The sequence below is a fragment of the Paenarthrobacter nicotinovorans genome (assembly GCF_007670255.1).
Taxonomy (GTDB): Bacteria; Actinomycetota; Actinomycetes; order Actinomycetales; family Micrococcaceae; genus Arthrobacter; species Arthrobacter nicotinovorans_B.
This window is the reverse complement of record NZ_SZVS01000001.1, coordinates 285,763-301,137: the sequence shown is the minus strand read 5'-3', so window position 1 is coordinate 301,137 and position 15,375 is coordinate 285,763. Positions and strand designations below refer to the sequence as shown.

15 protein-coding genes are annotated in these 15,375 nt (G+C 62.8%); 1 reads left to right on the top strand and 14 read right to left on the bottom strand.

Annotated elements, in window-relative coordinates:
• Positions 1-18: 18 nt before the first annotated feature.
• From FDP28_RS01415 to FDP28_RS01355, 13 genes are all read right to left on the bottom strand, one after another.
• Positions 19-1,368 carry an O-antigen ligase family protein gene (locus FDP28_RS01415; RefSeq protein WP_144658833.1) on the bottom strand — a complete coding sequence of 450 codons (1,350 nt, stop codon included), beginning with the start codon at positions 1,366-1,368 and terminating at the stop codon, positions 19-21.
• Entirely contained in the window at positions 1,355-2,047 is a 693-nt protein-coding gene (locus tag FDP28_RS01410; protein WP_144658832.1) for a hypothetical protein, read from the bottom strand. Before FDP28_RS01410 ends, FDP28_RS01415 begins: the two co-directional genes overlap by 14 nt.
• A 2-nt stretch (positions 2,048-2,049) precedes the next feature.
• On the bottom strand, positions 2,050-2,832 hold the full coding sequence (locus FDP28_RS01405; protein ID WP_144658831.1) for a YveK family protein: 783 nt from the start codon (positions 2,830-2,832) through the stop codon (positions 2,050-2,052).
• A gap of 52 nt (positions 2,833-2,884) precedes the next feature.
• The gene (locus tag FDP28_RS01400) at positions 2,885-3,787 is read right to left on the bottom strand and encodes a glycosyltransferase (protein ID WP_144658830.1); all 903 of its coding nucleotides are present in this window, start codon (positions 3,785-3,787) and stop codon (positions 2,885-2,887) included.
• Entirely contained in the window at positions 3,777-4,964 is a 1,188-nt protein-coding gene (locus tag FDP28_RS01395; RefSeq protein WP_144658829.1) for a glycosyltransferase, read from the bottom strand. Before FDP28_RS01395 ends, FDP28_RS01400 begins: the two co-directional genes overlap by 11 nt.
• Positions 4,964-6,238: a glycosyltransferase gene (locus FDP28_RS01390; protein ID WP_144658828.1), complete on the bottom strand. Its 1,275-nt coding sequence runs from the start codon at positions 6,236-6,238 to the stop codon at positions 4,964-4,966. The genes FDP28_RS01395 and FDP28_RS01390 overlap by 1 nt, the downstream gene beginning before the upstream one ends.
• Positions 6,235-7,701, bottom strand: a complete 1,467-nt coding sequence (locus tag FDP28_RS01385; RefSeq protein WP_144658827.1) for an oligosaccharide flippase family protein — start codon at positions 7,699-7,701, stop codon at positions 6,235-6,237. The genes FDP28_RS01390 and FDP28_RS01385 overlap by 4 nt, the downstream gene beginning before the upstream one ends.
• Entirely contained in the window at positions 7,698-8,360 is a 663-nt protein-coding gene (locus FDP28_RS01380) for an acetyltransferase (RefSeq protein WP_144658826.1), read from the bottom strand. Before FDP28_RS01380 ends, FDP28_RS01385 begins: the two co-directional genes overlap by 4 nt.
• On the bottom strand, positions 8,357-9,523 hold the full coding sequence (locus FDP28_RS01375) for a DegT/DnrJ/EryC1/StrS family aminotransferase (protein WP_144658825.1): 1,167 nt from the start codon (positions 9,521-9,523) through the stop codon (positions 8,357-8,359). The genes FDP28_RS01380 and FDP28_RS01375 overlap by 4 nt, the downstream gene beginning before the upstream one ends.
• A complete protein-coding gene (locus tag FDP28_RS01370; RefSeq protein ID WP_144658824.1) occupies positions 9,520-10,539 on the bottom strand; it encodes an NAD-dependent epimerase/dehydratase family protein in 1,020 nt (339 codons plus the stop codon). The genes FDP28_RS01375 and FDP28_RS01370 overlap by 4 nt, the downstream gene beginning before the upstream one ends.
• Positions 10,536-11,645 (bottom strand): Gfo/Idh/MocA family protein, encoded by a 1,110-nt coding sequence (locus tag FDP28_RS01365; protein WP_144658823.1) that lies wholly within the window; start codon positions 11,643-11,645, stop codon positions 10,536-10,538. The genes FDP28_RS01370 and FDP28_RS01365 overlap by 4 nt, the downstream gene beginning before the upstream one ends.
• Before the next feature lie 61 nt (positions 11,646-11,706).
• Positions 11,707-13,380 carry a sugar transferase gene (locus tag FDP28_RS01360; protein WP_144658822.1) on the bottom strand — a complete coding sequence of 558 codons (1,674 nt, stop codon included), beginning with the start codon at positions 13,378-13,380 and terminating at the stop codon, positions 11,707-11,709.
• A 286-nt stretch (positions 13,381-13,666) separates the two neighbouring features.
• The gene (locus FDP28_RS01355; RefSeq protein WP_144658821.1) at positions 13,667-13,912 is read right to left on the bottom strand and encodes a hypothetical protein; all 246 of its coding nucleotides are present in this window, start codon (positions 13,910-13,912) and stop codon (positions 13,667-13,669) included.
• A gap of 39 nt (positions 13,913-13,951) precedes the next feature.
• Here FDP28_RS01355 and FDP28_RS01350 point away from each other — a divergent pair, with 39 nt between their 5' ends.
• Complete coding sequence (locus tag FDP28_RS01350; RefSeq protein WP_144658820.1) at positions 13,952-14,185, top strand: DUF5703 family protein; 234 nt, start codon at positions 13,952-13,954, stop codon at positions 14,183-14,185.
• A 10-nt stretch (positions 14,186-14,195) separates the two neighbouring features.
• On the opposite strand, the gene FDP28_RS01345 is transcribed toward FDP28_RS01350, so the two are convergent.
• Positions 14,196-15,356, bottom strand: coding sequence for an acyl-CoA dehydrogenase family protein (locus FDP28_RS01345; protein WP_144658819.1), 1,161 nt, complete (start codon positions 15,354-15,356; stop codon positions 14,196-14,198).
• Between the last annotated feature and the right edge of the window lie 19 nt (positions 15,357-15,375).

The window sequence follows — 15,375 nt, the reverse complement described above, 5'->3', positions numbered from 1 at the left end:
GGTTGTTCCGGGATGGGTTCATTGCTCCCCTGAAGTGACCGCCTTTTCCTTGAGGTGTGCCTCAGCGGCTTCCCGGTGCGCGATTCTCCACAGTGCACCTGATATGCCCAGCATGAGGAACAGGAGGCTGGCCGCCATGGGGAAGGCAAAAGCGTCGAAGAATCCAAAAGCAAGGGCAGCTGCGGCCACGCTGGCAAGTACCGATTGGCTCATTTGACGTAGCTCATTGTCCTTTGCTGCCCTGCGGGCCTTCCAGGCACAGATAATGCCGGCGAGAACCAGCATCAGGAAGGCAAGCAGACCGGCTATGCCAAGTTCCACCAGGAGTCCCAGGTATTGGTTGTCAACAATGACATAGGCCGGGAGAAAGGTGCCGAAACCACGTCCGAGGAACAACTGTTGGCTGGCCATTCCGAAGGCCGTGGCATAGCCGTTGGTCCGGGAACTGATACTGGGGTCATCGGTGCCGATAGTAAAGAGCCCGAACAGGGTCCCGATCATGCCTGGGGTCACCACATAGATCACTCCGACCAGCAGCGCCGAGACGACGACGGCCCGTCGTCGCAGTTGCTTGGGCCAGACCGGCAGGAGAATGAGAAAAGCCAGTGCCATGCAGATCAGGGCGGCGCGGGAGACGGAAAGCATTGCGGCAACGGCAATCAGGCCAACAGGGATCCACCAGAGGAGCCTGCGCTTGGAGGTGTCGTTCAGGGCCAAGGTAATGGCAATGGGAAGCGAGGTGGACAGAACTACCCCGTATTCGAGGGGATGCAGTGACATGCCAGCCGCACGGACGAAGCCGCCACGGGAATCGATGTTTGCAATCTCGGAGCTGAGGCTAAGACCGGGTATCCTGATCCATTCAATGAGGGAAGAGCCGGTGGCGAACTGCAGCAAACCCAGTGCCGCTGTCAGTCCTCCCGCCAGGGCGATCCTGCGCAGCAGTGTCCTGACCCCTTCCCGGGTGGTCAGGCCATCGGTAGCTATGAGCAGGATTCCCGCCCAGCCCGCCAGCCTGATGAGCCCGGCGTCGGCGGGGCTGGCCTCGGTTTCGGGGAGACCTCTCACCATGGCGTATGCGTAGCTGGATGCTGCAACGATGAGGAACGCGGACAGTGCTGCCCGCAAGGGGTGGAATCGCCTGACCGACGGGGTGGTGCGCAGAAGTTGGTGCAGGACCCACCATGCCAAACCCAGGATCGCGAAAAGTGTGTTGGGCCGGCCGATGGAGCCGAGGGACGCGATGACAAGATTCGATGGCAGAGCGCACGTGAGTACCAGATAGATGGTGAGGAAGATCGGCGCATCCGATTTCCCGGTAGCCCCTTGGACACTGTCGCGATGAAGCAGCCCATTAGCCCGGTACACGGGATGTCACCTCATCCTGCTGCTGATCTGTCTGTGCCGCCCTGGGGCGCCGCGGCCGGGAATCGATGGCAACCGCGGCCAGGACTGACAAAGTGGCGGCTATGCCCATCCAGAAAACGGCCCCTTTCACGCGGTTTGTTTGCGTTCCTCCGCCAAACACGATTTCCGGACTTGAGGGAGATGTAAGGGTGGTGATCAGCGCTTGTTGCACGCCTGCTTCCCGTTGGAGTTCGGTGGAGGCCGCCTTGATACGCTCCACGACGTCACCCAGTACGTTCTTCACTGTCTGTGCGCTGGAGTCAACCACCTGAACGGACAAGACAGGCCACCGGAAGCTCTTGGCCCACTGCCCGCCACTGTTGAGCAACGTTACTGAGTAACCATGCCGGACGCCGGCGCCATAGAGGGTCCCGCTGGACAGGGTGAGGTCAACCGAGGCTGAGTCGTAATTGACGCGTCGTTCCACCATGGCCGCAAAGTCCACCAGGGACGCATAGTCGTCGCCGGGGATCCAGTAGGCGGGTTCGCGGTCCGGTGCGACGAAGGTGACTTCGGCCTTGGTCCAGTAAACAGGCTCGGATGTCCGGACCGCGCCCAAAGACACAAGGCCAATGGCAAGGCCGAAGGCCACTATGTACCAACGCCTGACCAGGATACGTAGAAGGATGGCGGCCGTCATGGTCATCCCGGCCTATAGGAGCTGGGCACCACGCTGGCGGTCTCTCCTGAGAGGTAGGCTGGATCGTCCGCCTGGGGGCGGCCGCCGGGCAGGCGTTCGGCAGGCGGGGACTTCTTTTGGCGCGCCGATTGCGGCGCCGGTGGTTTCGGTCCGGAGACCTTGTGGCTGGCCCCGGCGCCCTTACGGTGCTTCCGGGACAGAAGGAGTCCATCGATAAGCACTGTCATCACGACGCTGAAGGCCACGCCTCCGGCCGCAGTAACGAGCAGAAGTTGCGTACGCGCCTTGACCTCAGGGACTGCCTTGCTGTCTTCCAGCAGTTTCATGGTGGAAATGCGGGATGTGGTGGGAACGTTCAGGACGTCCTGCAGCTCCGTCAGGGCCACCGGGGCTTGGTTCATGACAGTGTCCAGAAGCCGGAGTGCCTGGTCGGCGTCGTGGGAAGATGCGGTGATCAGGAGGATTGCGCCGCTGGTCCCCTTGTCGGCTTCAGCCGTGAAGGTGGATGCCCCTGCTTGGTCGCGGATCTTCTCTTTGAACTCTTCGGAGGACATCTTGCGGGTGAGGATGTCCAGCGCCTCGCTCATGCCTCCAAGGCCCAAATAGGGGTTGCCGGCTTCTCCAACGCTCTTGGTCGAAGGCAGCAGAACCAGGCTCGCTTGGGCTTTGTAGTTATCAGGAGCGCTCTGCTGAAGGAAGAAACAGGCGCCGACGGTCAAGGCAAGCCCCAGGACGACGATGAACCATCGCCGTATCAGGCTTTTCAGTATCTTTTGTACCTGCATGTCCTACTCTTGCCTTTCGTTAGGTGACTTCCGGTCAGGCCAACCACGTGGTTCAGGTTCTGGACGCCGTGCTTTTCCTGCCGGCGAAAGTTGTCTTGATGCGGTCGATTCCTTCGGTGCCCAGCAAAGCTACGGTCACGGCCTTGGCTGTAGTTCGGGCCAGTTCCCGCAGCGCCCTGACGGGAGACTGATAAAGCCGGTCGGTGATGATGGTCCTTTGGGTCGGGACGGGAACGTCCTGCAGTACGTCCGGGAAAAGCCCTTTGTACGGTTCGGGGGATACTCGCCGGCCGCGGATCCTGTTGCTGACATTGTGGTCGTGCACCACTTGCAGCCACGCAGGAGAGCCACGCAGCGACCTGACACTCATGGAATGGCCCAGATGGTTGTGCCACGCGGCCCAGCAGGTCACAGGGGCGGACCAGGGTGCGCTGACCGAGCAGAAGGCGTTGGTGGGGTCATTCCGCAGGAAAAGGGAACCTCTGCCCATGACGAGGCCGGTTGCCAGGTAGATGGCGGTAACCCGCTGGCCGCCGGCAGCACTTTGCACGCGCTGGACGAAATCGACGGCAAGGCCGTCGTCGTTGTCCACATTGGTTGTGACGAGAACCGGGCGCCCCCCTGCACCTACCGATCTGATGTCCTCCAGCAGTTCGGACGGGCTGACCTCAGCCCTGAACAGGGGCACGAACGTTCCGTCCCGGCTCAGTTCCTGAACACGTTCCAGCAGCCAGGCTGGGCTTTCCGGGTCGAAATAGATGATCCAACGGAAGTTGCGGTTGTTCTGTGCCTTAACCGAGGGAAGGCAATAGCGTTCGAACAGGATGATCCGGTCACGCAGCCAGCCCTCCTGGGCCCGCACCAGGCTCTCAAAGCCCCGGGAAGGAAGGTTGAACCTGGTCAGCAGTATGTGATCCACCGTAGAGGGCCGGTTCACTGATGCGTCAATGGTCATGGCTGACTCCTCGAACAGGCTGGGCAACGGTGCGATCGGGTTGGGAGGGTTCTGTCCGCGCTGCGGGCCGTTGACACAGCCCAATGAGGGTGGCCGCCCGCACATCCCAGGTGTTCGCTTCGGCCAACCGTCTCATCTCGTCGCGTTGACCTTGATCCGGCCGTTCCCGCAGGGCAATCCGGACCAGCTCAACGAACTCCTCAGGGCTGACCGCCACGGCCAAAGTACTGCACGTCAGCGATCGCAAAGAGGGCAGGTCAGAGGCGACAACGCGCAGTCCCGCCGACAGGTACTCCAACGTTTTGAGCGGGAAGCTGGATCGGTTGAATTCTGTGTCTGCATAGGGCGTGATCCCTACGGATGCGGTCCCGAGCAGCCGACCCAGGTCCCTTGGGTCCATCGCTCCGCGCCAATCCACATTTTCGCGGCTCAAAAAGGCATCAAGCCGGCGCCCGGTCACTGGATTCGACTCCGTCCTCGGGCCGATCACCAGGATCTCCAACCCGGCGTCGCCCAGCGCCTCCAGAACATCCAGGTCCAAGCGCTCATTGAGTTGCCCCACGAGGACCGCTACCGGTCGACGGCGGTCGTCTGCGGTTTGTAGTGTCGGTGGCCGGCAACCGTTGGGAAGCACCTCCACGGTGCGGCCTGAGAAGGCGGACATTTTGGCTGCCAAGTCGGGCGAGACAGCAGAGATGATGTCCGCTGCCTCGATGTTGCGTTCCAAGGACCGCCGAAGATAATCGGCACCGAACCCAATCAAGTCAGCGGCAGCCAACCAGTCGTCGGTCAGATGAAGCAAACGAACCCCGGTGCCCCATACGGGGAAGTCAATTACCGGGGAGGCGTTGACGATGATCGCCGGCGGATGCTCCGAGTTACGTAGCGCCTTCTGCATGCAGTGCCGGGCGATGGCTTTCGTGACAGGGCGTCCAGCACTGCTGCTGAACAGCGGCGGCGCGGGAAGGCGAAGCCTCGTCAGTTGCGGCGTGAGAACCTCAGGGACTCCGAGCAGGGATGGCACCAAGTGCTTCCTGACATCCCGGAAACGGAAGACGGGCGCAGGCTGGTCAACCCATATGAGAGGCCCCACCACTGCCAATGCTTCGGCAAGCAGGCGATCGGTTCCCGGCAGGTCATCCCACCGTCCGCCGGAGATGTACATGGTCGGTCCCATTACGCCTCCTTCGCGGCGAATGGTCCTGGCGCAGCCGCTTGGACCGCGACAGGACGGGCGTTGAAATCCTCTGAGGGTTGTTTACCCCGCAACCGGAGGTAACGCCGTCGAACGACGTACGAGCCGTAGCGCCTCGCGGCGGACGCCTCGGCCAATAGGTGGGGCCGCTGTGCGGCAGTGTCAGACAGGAACTGCTGGTACAGCTCCGTTTGGCGCAGGGCTGCGGCACTGAGGCTGAATCTGTTTTCGACCACCGAGCGGCCGTAAGCGCCCAGTGCAATCCGTAGTGCTTCGTCCTGGACGAGCTTCCCAAGGATCGACACCAACCCGGCGTTGCCTGGCCCGGCTGAGCCCGGACCGGATCCGTACCACCCCTGCCACAGAAAGAGCTGCAGGGAATCAGGGGTCAGAAGCTCCCAAAAGCCCCGTTCGCCTTGGACTACGAGGGGCTTTCCGAACGACAGTCCACGAAGGGCCGACCCACCCATGCCCAGCACAGCATCTGCCACGGCATAGGCCGGCCTGGGGTCGGCAAGTTCACCGGTGAGGACCACCGTGCCCTCCCCCCGTGCTTCGTTGACGCTGCGTGCGTGGGCCTTGATGGTGGCTTCTGCCGGTCCAGTCCCGGTGATGACGAGTCGCACCGCCCGGTCCCCTGCGAGCTGGCTGACCGCGTCAATCGCTGACAGGATGCCCTCGAGCTTGAGTTCCTGGGCCAGACGGGAAACACAGACAACGGTGAAGTGGTGCTGATCCAGCCCCCACCGTGCCCGGAAGGGACCAAGGTCCAGGTCTGCGTCAAGGCTGTTCGTGCGCAGGTCCACCGGGGGTTCCAGCAAGTGGACGTTGGATCGCCCGGAGGACGACTCAGCATGCCGGATCTGTTCCGTGCCCACCATCAAGGGCATCGATGTGGGGATAAAGGGAGCGACGGCCATTGACATCACCGTTGCAGCGGCAGTGGTGCCGCGGACGATCCTTGCAGCCGCCAGGCACTCCAGCGCCGGTGGCCACTCATACCCATGCACGATGTTAATCCGGCGCTCGCGGACAATGCGCACCAGGGCGCTGATGACAGAGGGCGACGGACGTTTCCCGGGTGCCGGGGCGGCGATGAACTCCAAGCCGAGTCCCGTGGCCTTTTCCACGAGCGGGCCAGGTTGTCCGAAGAGAATGACTTCGTGGCCCAGTTGCTTTACGGCGGCCCCCAATTCGATGGCGTTCAGTTGGCTGCCACCCATGCGGAGGTCGTGCGGATAGACGAGGATTCTCATCGCGCAACTGCTTCACGCCCGCGGCCCCAGATCCGGACCTCCCGCAGGTCGTTCCGGCGAACGAGCATCATCAGTGCCATCGCAATAATGCCAAGACCCATGGACGCCGCAACGGCCGGCAGCGGTGATTCAATGGTGCGCGACACCACGAAACAGCCCGCTGCCGTCAGCACCGCCAAGGCAAAGGGCATCCACAGCCGCTTACCCACAGCCGCAAGAGATACCTTCGCCCGACGCAAGGCCCTGAGGTAAAGCGGTGACGTGACGAACAAGGCAACGAGGGTCGGGGCAGCGGCAAGTCCCGTCATTCCCGCGAGCGCGCCGCCGCCCAGCAGTGCAGGTACAAGAGCGAGCAGAGCAAAAAGCTGCACATTCAATAGGGAAAGGGATGACCCATGAATGACGAGGTAATCGTAGAGAAGCTCATGGAGGATACGGAACACTGTGAGGGGCGCCAAGCACATCAATGCCAGCCCTGCGGGCGCCCAGTCCTGTCCATAAACTACCGTGACAAGCGGGATGGCACATCCGACCATCACAGCGGTCACGGGCAGCACCACAACGGACACCGCGCCGATCATGGCCAGCAGCGCCGCGCCCATATCCTCGGGACGATCCTGCAGGCGGGAAAATGTCGCTGGTGCCACACTTCGCAAGGGCTGTGACAGCAGACTCGATGGCCACCCTGCCATGTTGAAGGCCATCACATAGAAACCCAGGACAACGGGACCAAACAGCTTTCCGGCAATAAGTTGGTCAACGTATCCCACTGCGAACACCACCGCACTCGCCCCGGCCAAAGGCAGGCCGAAGGAGAGCAGGGCCCGTGCGGACTCTGCTGAGAAACCAAAGCGGTACGGCAGTGGCGAAAAGACCAAGAACAGCACACCGGCCACCAAACTGGCCAGCACCCTCCCCACGGCAAGGCTCATCGCTCCCATGCCGGCGATAACCAGCAGCAACGACACTCCTGCCCCCAGCCAGACGTTGACCTGGTCGATGACCATCCGCTGCCCTTGGCGGAAGTTCCGTTGCAGCAGGGCGGCCGGCGTCGCCACCAAGCCATTGAGGACTATGCAGAAGGCCAAGGCCCTGACAACATCGGTGGCTGCTTCGTTTCCCATGGCAGCGGTGAAAAGGGGCGCCACCGCATACGAGATGCCGAACAGGAGGACGCTGCAAGTCACGGAGATGGTGGTGACTGTAGCGGCGATTTCCTTCGGGTCTCCTGGCCAGCGGACGATCGCCAGGCTGACCCCCAACTCGTTGAAACTCAGGACCGCCACCAACGCAATAAAGGCCACCGCGTAGGTCCCAAACTCCTCAGGACCCAGCAGGCGTGCCAATGCGATGCCGATGCCGATGGTACCCAACTTGGTGACGAAGGCATTGACAACGCTGATCACGAACGCCCGGGTGGGTGTTGCTTGCCGTCGGGGGGTAACCGCGCTCCGAAGTGTCACTGCGCCCCCTCCAGCGCCGGAGTATTTCCCCGCCTGATCACCCGTGCCGGCACACCGGCCCAGGTCTCGTCGTCGGGCACGTCGGTCAGGACCGCAGCACCCATGCCGATCGTCGCCTTCGCGCCGATGGAACGGCGCTCGCGGACGCTGGCATTCATTCCGATGTAAGCTGCCCGGCCAACGTGCACGTTTCCACCCAGGGATACACCTGATGCGAACGTGGCGTAGTCACTGATGACGTCGTCGTGGGTGAAGGTGACTCCGGGCATGGCGACCACGTGGTTGCCGATGGTCACAGAAGCGGTCATGCTCACGTGGGCCAGGAGGATGCTTCCGCGCCCGATAATGCACCCTTCAGGAACGTTGACGGAGGGATCGATGGCGGTGGCGTACCGATCGTCGTCGAGCCCGAGGCTTCGCAGCCGCATCACGACGCCCTCCCTTCCGCTTCCGGTGCCGATGCAGACCAGGAGCAAGGCGTGGGGGAACTTCAGAGCGTCACGAATCGGCCCGAGGACATGCGCGCCGTCCACCACCCGCCCGAGTTTGTCCTCGTCGTCGTCGAGAATTCCGACGACGTCGAACGGTCCGCTGCTGCGGACCATGGCCAGCACTTCCCTGGCGAGGCCACTGGCGGCGATGAGGAGAAGTTCGCTCATCGTGAGCGTCCCGCAGCGCGAAGGACCGAATCGATGACGCGGACCTGGTCGTGGAGTTCAAGTTGGTGGTAGAGCGGCAGGATGAGTGTGTGGTCAGTCAGCCAATTGGTGACCTCCAGCGACGCACCACCGGTATCCTTCCCGGCATAAGCGGGCTGGCGGTGCGCGGCCATGATGCCCCGCCGCGCGGAGATGCCGTCTTGGGCCAGGTGCGTCATCAACTCGTCCCTGCCCAAGGGAAATGTGGTGCCCGTTTCCAGCCAGCACGATTGGAAGTTGCCGGTGCCATGGTCGGGATCGCTGACCAGCCGGAGGCCCTCGACGCCGGCAAATGCGTCGGCGTAATTGGCGGCCAGTTCGCGCCGCCTTTGGACGGCCGCCCTTAGGCGGCCCAGCTGGACAAGGCCGACGGCGGCCTGAAGGTCGGTCATGCGGTAGTTGAAGCCGACTTCGAGGTACTCCTCGGCCGGTGCCAGAATGCTGGCGTGACGCTCTGCGGCCGAGACGCTCATGGCATGTTCCCTGAGGTGCCGCGCCCTGTCCGCGAAGTCCTGCCGGGGAGTGGAGAGCATTCCGCCCTCCCCGGTGGTGAGGATCTTGCGTGGATGGAAAGACCAGGCCGCGAGTTCTGCACCGGCACCTGCCGGGCGGCCATGGTAGCGGGAACCGATGGCACATGCCGCGTCTTCGACCACGATGATCCCGCGGGGGTCGCAGAGTGCGCGGATGGGGTCCAGATCCACCGGCACCCCGCCTTGGTCTACGGCGATGACTGCCTTCGTGCGGGGGGTCAGTGCCCTTTCCACGGTCTCTGCCGTCACGCAACCGGACTGGAGGTCGACGTCGGCAAACACCGGACGTGCGCCCACGTAGCAGGCTGCGTTGGCGGTGGCAATGAAGGAAAACGACGGGACCACCACGTCATCACCGGCTCCGATGCCTGCGACGGCGAGCGCCAGGTGCAGGGCTGAGGTGCAACTGGACGTGGCAACGGCGTAGCCGGCCGACTGTTCTGCTGCGAACGCTTCTTCGAACTGGCGCACCTTGGGCCCCTGGGCTACCCAGCCGGAGGCGATCACTTCGGCTACGGCTTGGGCTTCCTCTTCGCCCAGCCAGGGCTTCATGACATCGATGCGCGCCATGCGCGTCTCCGAAATGGTCACCGCGCACCTACTGCCGGAGCGTCGGGGCGGGCTACCAAACGGGAAGCTGCAATTTCGGCGCGAAGCGGCCGCCACCACGAAACGAGGGTCCGCAGCCCGTCTTCGAGCCCGATCGCTGCTTCGAATCCAAGGTCCTCCCTGGCAGCCGTGGTGTCAGCCAGTCGCCGGGCCACCCCGTTGACGGCACGTTCCGGGCCGTGTTCGAGGTGCAAGCTTGATTCCATGACCCGGAGCAGGGTCTGTGCGAGTTCGGCCAGGCTGGTCTCGGTACCGCTGGCCACGTTGTAGACGCCTTCGCGGACATCGCTGACTGCCGCCAGGACATTCGCCCTGGCCACATCGTGGGTGTGAACGAAGTCCATGGTTTGCCGGCCACTGCCGAAGATCATGGGAGGCAGCCCGTCATCGATGCGTTCCATCCAGCGCACCAGGACCTCAGTGTAGAGGCCGTGGACATCCATGCGGGGTCCATAAACGTTGAAGTAGCGCAGCAGGACGTAGTCCAGGCCCGACATCGCCCGGAAGCTCCTGGCCATCCCCTCGTTGAAGGACTTCGCCGCTCCGTAGAAGGTGTCGTTGTTGTGATGGTGGTGGTTTTCCTTGGTGGGAAAGTGTTCGGCCATCCCGTAGACGGAGGCGCTCGACGCGGAGATGAGTTTTGCGATTTTGTGGTCAACGGCCGCTTCGTACACGTTGAAGGTGCCGTCCACCAGGACTTCGAGGGCCAGCCGTGGTTCCTCGGCGCATTGGGTGATGCGGATGGCGGCCTGATGGAACACGAGATCCTTGCCGCGGGTGAGGTCGTTGACGAGGTCCCGGTCGCGCAGGTCCCCTTCGACGAGTTGGACGCGTTCGCTGGCAAGGGCATCGTCGAGATTGGCACGCCTGCCGCGCACGAGGTTGTCCAGTACGTCAATGTGGGCCACGCCGGCGTCGAGCAGTTGGTCCACCAGGGTCGAACCGATGGTTCCGGCCCCTCCGGTGACCAGGACGTCGGCACCCAGGAGCTCTTTCATCGCGCAACCTGCAGGTTCGTCTCGTTGCCGGCCACGATGGTTGACCTTCCGTCGGTGCCGAGGCTTTGCGTCACGGCCTCCAGGACCGACAGGACCCTCAGCCCCGATTCGCCGCTGGTCCGTGGCCTGGTGTGGTTCCGAATGGAGGTAGCGAGCTCGGCAACAACCTGTCCAAGCGGTTCACGCTCCTGGAGCGCCGGTGACCATGTGTCGCCGAGACGGTAGGAGATGGCAGTGGCCTTCTTGTCGGCGGCGGATCGGGGTTGCTGTTCAAGGCTTACTCCGCGGTCGTAAACGCTCAGCCGTTGCTGGGGATTCAGGTCGTCCCAGACGAGGGTCCTCTTTGACCCTCCTATGATCATTTGCCTGATTTTGGTGGGACTGAGCCAGTTCACGTGGATGTGGACCATGGCGTCGTTGGGCAGGCCGAAGGTCAGGTGTCCCACGCAGTCCCGGCCGGTCCCCAGGGGGTCGGCGCCGTGGGCCGAGATCTCGGTGGGATGCAGGCCCCCGGGGAGGACGAAGTCGAGGATGGAGAGGTCGTGGGGTGCCAGGTCCCAGAAGACGTTGACGTCCGGTTGGACGAGTCCGAGGTTGATCCGGACCGAGTCCACATACAGGATGTCGCCCAGTGCACCGCTTGCTACGAGTTCCTGGATCTTGAGCACAGCCGGGGTGAAGCAGTACGTGTGGTCGGCCATCAGCACCAGTCCCCTGGCGTTGGCTTCGTCCACCATCTCCAGTCCCTTGGCGCGGCTGTCGGCCAGCGGCTTCTCCACCAGGACGTGCTTGCCTGCGCGCAGGGCGGTCATCACAACGCCGTGATGCGTATGGGCCGGAGTTGCGACAGCGACGGCGTCCAGGTTGTAGGTGTCCAGCAATTCGTCCAAGGACTCGACGACGGCCACCCCGCCCACCGACTCGGCAAGCTTCATCCCGCGCTCGACATCAAGGTCGCAAATGGCCACCAGGTCCCAGTCCGGGCTGGCTTTGAGGTTCCTTGCGAGGTTTGGTCCCCAATAGCCGGCGCCGACCACTGCTATGCGCAGCCTGGGCCGCAGGCCGTTGCCGTTGAGGTGTCCTGATGGAACAGTTCGTATGCTCATTTCCCACTCGGATTCTGTGTTGGTAGCAGGGCTGGTGTTTACCTGGCCTTAATTGCCGTGACTAGTAGGCACCCGAGGGCCGGATCATGGCCCGGAAGGTGCGCCACATGATCATCACGTCCCCCGCGATGGACCAGTTCTCCACGTAGTAGAGATCGAGCCGGACCGCTTCATCCCACGGAAGATCGGACCGTCCATTGATTTGCCAGAGTCCGGTGATGCCGGGCTTGATGAGGAGCCGTCGGTGCGTATGGCGTTCGTAGCCATTGACCTCCCGCGCCAACGGCGGGCGTGGACCCACCAAACTCATGTTCCCCACCAGCACGTTCCAGAACTGTGGCAGTTCGTCCAGTGAGTACTTGCGCATCCACCAGCCACACGTCGTGATCCGGGGGTCGCTGCGGATCTTGAAGAGGACGCCGGCGCCTTCATCCTGGTTGCCGAGCTCGTTCAAGCGGGCTTCGGCGTCAACCACCATGGACCTGAATTTCAGCATCCGGAATGTTGTGCCTTGCTTGCCGATCCGCTCCTGTCGGAAAAGGACCGGTCCGGGACTGTCAGCGCTGACGATCACGGCCAGCAGCAACAAGACCGGCGAAAGGAGGATCAGCGCCAGGGCCGAAACGGCAATATCCATGAGCCGCTTGAGCGTGTGTTTGCCCCCGGAGTAGTGCGGGATGTCCACGTGCATCAGTGGCAGGCCTTCCACTGGCCGCCAGTGGATCCGCGGGCCGGCCACGTTGGTCAGTGTGGCTGCCAGGACCAGTTCGGCGGCATCTTCCTCCAAACGCCACCCGAGTTCCTGGATGAACTGGTTTCCGCCGGGTACAGGTCCTGCCACTATGACTGCGTTTGCCCCGGTCTGGCGGACGGTGTGCGCTATACCGTACAGGGATGACAAAACCGGGACACGGACCTGGTCGACAACCAGCACGGCACCCTTCCTCGCGCCGGGGAGGCAAGCGCCGAGGATGTCGTAGGGCGCGCCGGACTTGCGGTTGATCTGTTTGATCACATAGCGGACATCCTGCGGCTCCCCCACGACGATGGCGCGGGACAGGCACCGTCCCCGTGACTTTTCATGGGTCAGCCACCTGCGGAAGCTCCATCTGCTGCCGGTCAAGGCCACAATGCCCAGCGGCAGGGAAACCAGCACGTAGGAGCTGACGGACTCCACCCGGAATACGACGGCGACGATCGCCAGGAAACCGAACACCCGGAAGCTGGCCGACAGGACCCGCTTGTATTCCTCGGCACCCACACCAAGCACTTTGGGATCCCGGGTCCGGTAGACCTCCAAGGCAGCTAGCCAGATTATCCCGAGGATCATCAACAGGGACAGCTGGCGCACACCGGGGGTTCCAGTGGCAAATGGCAGCCCTCCGGTGTTGAGTGCATAGCCGGCTGATACGGCGACTGAAACCAAGAGGGTATCGGCAACGCGCAGGCAGGTGACCAGGGTATGAGTCCAGTCCTGCTGGTTCCGGTGTGGAGCCTTGACGCGTGAGCGGCGGTGGGTGACTGGCGGCACGAGGTCCAGGGTGACATCCGGCCTGGGCGCCGCCAGTCCCGCCTTTTCAGTCCGCTGTGCAGCAACGGACTTGTCAATCCAGGGAGACATCGGCGGATTGACGTGGGCAATGAGCTGTTCCGTTGGGAAGGCCGTCCCCACGGCGGCATGGCTTGCACCCTTGGGTGCTGCTGCCTTGCCTAAACGCACGACTGGAACTTTCACCTTGTCAGCCTTCTTCGCAGACCGTCCATTGCCTACATATCAGTGAAGCTTCGGCCGCAGAGGGGCGCACCAGTAGTCGGTACTCAAGTTTGCGCAGCCTTACCCATGGCTGCTACGTGCGAGTACCTAGCTGGCGGCTCGGGCACTACGTGTTTCCGGGCCGTCCCCGGACAGCAAAAAGCCCGCTGTTCCGGGCCTGCAGTGCGACAAACCGGACCCGAAAAGGGCACAAAAAACCGGCCGCGGGATGGCGGCCGGTTTAGAGGATGTTCAGTTCACGGACTGTTCAGTCGTCCACGTTCTCGAGCTCTTCGTCGTCATCTTCATCCTCGTCGTCGAATACCTGGAGTGGTGTGACCTCGGAGAATGACTCGTAGAGTGCGTCTTCATACACTTCGAAGGCGTCGGCGACGGCGAAGAAAGCGGCTTCGACGGTAGGATCACCCTCACCGCGTCGTGCCGATGCGGCGGCCAGATGTTCTTCCAGGGCGGCGGTCAATGATTGAAGCGCGACACGCGGATCGATGCTCATGACTTCACGTTAGCCGGAAAAAGACGAAAATGGAGAGGGATGAGAGAACAATTTCCCGGCAGCTCCGTGGAGCGCCAAAGAGACTACGCCCGTCAGTACGAATACCTCGTATTGACAGTGGGACCTGACGATTCGCTCCCCGAGGCCAGGCAACGTCTGGCCGAACATTCGGAGTACGGCAAGTGGGAACTCGAACGCAGCGTTCTCTACATGGGCGGTGGACGCCGTTTCTGGTTGCGTCGCAAGGTGTACTCCGTGCAGCGCACTGTATAGGAACCGACGACTAGCTCTCGAGGGGTCCCAGCCAGGCGCTGGCAACCGTATTGTGCGCCGATTCGTCATTGGAAGGATGGAAAATTCCGGCCAGGACGTCCCTGTACAAGCGCTCCATCTCCGAGCCGCGGAAGTAGCTCGATCCCCCGGTCACGCGGATGGCCAAATCCACTACGTGGCGGGCGTTCTCCGTGGCCCGGGATTTGATGCCCACAAGTTTCGGGAACCACTGGGCGCCATGGTCCACGAGATTGTCGACGTCGCGGGCAACTGACGATATCTGTGGGTAGATGCCATCCATCGCCAAGGCGGCCTCGGCCACTTTCCACCTGATGTCCGGGTCCTGCGCGTAGCTTCGCCCTCCGTACTTCGCTGAAACACGACGCTTCACGTTGTCCACGGCCAAAGTGAAAGCCCTCTCCGCAACGCCCGTGTAGACGGCCGCGAGCAACGTCTCAAAGCACGCGAAGATGGAAAAGATCAGCAGATCCCGGTTGGGTCCCACAGGCAGCTTCCGGAAGATGCGTTCCGCGGGAATGACGGCTCCATGCAGCAGCGTCGTGTTCGAAGCACTGGCACGCATGCCCAGGGTGTCCCAGTCGCTCAAGGTCTCGTGTCCGGGCTCGTCACGGTGGATGAAGCCGAAGACAAGCTCCCCTTGGCCGTCCCTGGCGTCCGCGTCCTTGCCGAAGGTGCCAAGCCGCGTCCATCCACGCGAAAGGCTGGTGAAGATCTTCCGCCCCGTAAAGCGGTATCCACCATCTGGCAGCGGCTCCGCGACTGTGCCGGAATCGAAAAGCATGGAATCGTTGCCGGCCTCGGAAATGCCGAAAGCGAAAATCTCGCCCCTCCCGGCTTCCTTGAGGACGAAGTCCAGTGAGTTGTCACCCCGGGCCGCCATGACACGGGCGACGCCGGTCCACACCAAGTGCATGTTGACCGCCAAGGCGGTGGCCGGGGCAGCCGTGGCGAGCCGTTGCTGCAGCGCAGCCACCGCTTCGAGACCGAGTCCCTTGCCGCCGTCGTGCTCCGGGACGAACAAGGTGAGGTATCCGGCAGCTGCCAGTTCTTCCAGGTCCTCATGGAAGAACTGGTTGTTCTGGTCGTATCCGGCAGCCCGGCCGCGCAGGCGTTCCAGGAGGGTATCGGGGAGGATTTCTTCGGGCGTCATATCAGGGCCTCCTTGGAGC

Excerpts from the sequence above, each read along its gene's own strand:
- FDP28_RS01380 (WP_144658826.1), bottom strand. The coding sequence starts at position 8,360 with ATGAGCGAACTTCTCCTCATCGCCGCCAGTGGCCTCGCCAGGGAAGTG.
- FDP28_RS01350 (WP_144658820.1), top strand. The coding sequence starts at position 13,952 with ATGAGAGAACAATTTCCCGGCAGCTCCGTGGAGCGCCAAAGAGACTAC.
- FDP28_RS01355 (WP_144658821.1), bottom strand. The coding sequence starts at position 13,912 with ATGAGCATCGATCCGCGTGTCGCGCTTCAATCATTGACCGCCGCCCTG.
- FDP28_RS01365 (WP_144658823.1), bottom strand. The coding sequence starts at position 11,645 with ATGAGCATACGAACTGTTCCATCAGGACACCTCAACGGCAACGGCCTG.
- FDP28_RS01410 (WP_144658832.1), bottom strand. The coding sequence starts at position 2,047 with ATGACGGCCGCCATCCTTCTACGTATCCTGGTCAGGCGTTGGTACATA.
- FDP28_RS01390 (WP_144658828.1), bottom strand. The coding sequence starts at position 6,238 with ATGAGAATCCTCGTCTATCCGCACGACCTCCGCATGGGTGGCAGCCAA.
- FDP28_RS01345 (WP_144658819.1), bottom strand. The coding sequence starts at position 15,356 with ATGACGCCCGAAGAAATCCTCCCCGATACCCTCCTGGAACGCCTGCGC.
- FDP28_RS01370 (WP_144658824.1), bottom strand. The coding sequence starts at position 10,539 with ATGAAAGAGCTCCTGGGTGCCGACGTCCTGGTCACCGGAGGGGCCGGA.
- FDP28_RS01405 (WP_144658831.1), bottom strand. The coding sequence starts at position 2,832 with ATGCAGGTACAAAAGATACTGAAAAGCCTGATACGGCGATGGTTCATC.
- FDP28_RS01395 (WP_144658829.1), bottom strand. The coding sequence starts at position 4,964 with ATGGGACCGACCATGTACATCTCCGGCGGACGGTGGGATGACCTGCCG.
- FDP28_RS01400 (WP_144658830.1), bottom strand. The coding sequence starts at position 3,787 with ATGACCATTGACGCATCAGTGAACCGGCCCTCTACGGTGGATCACATA.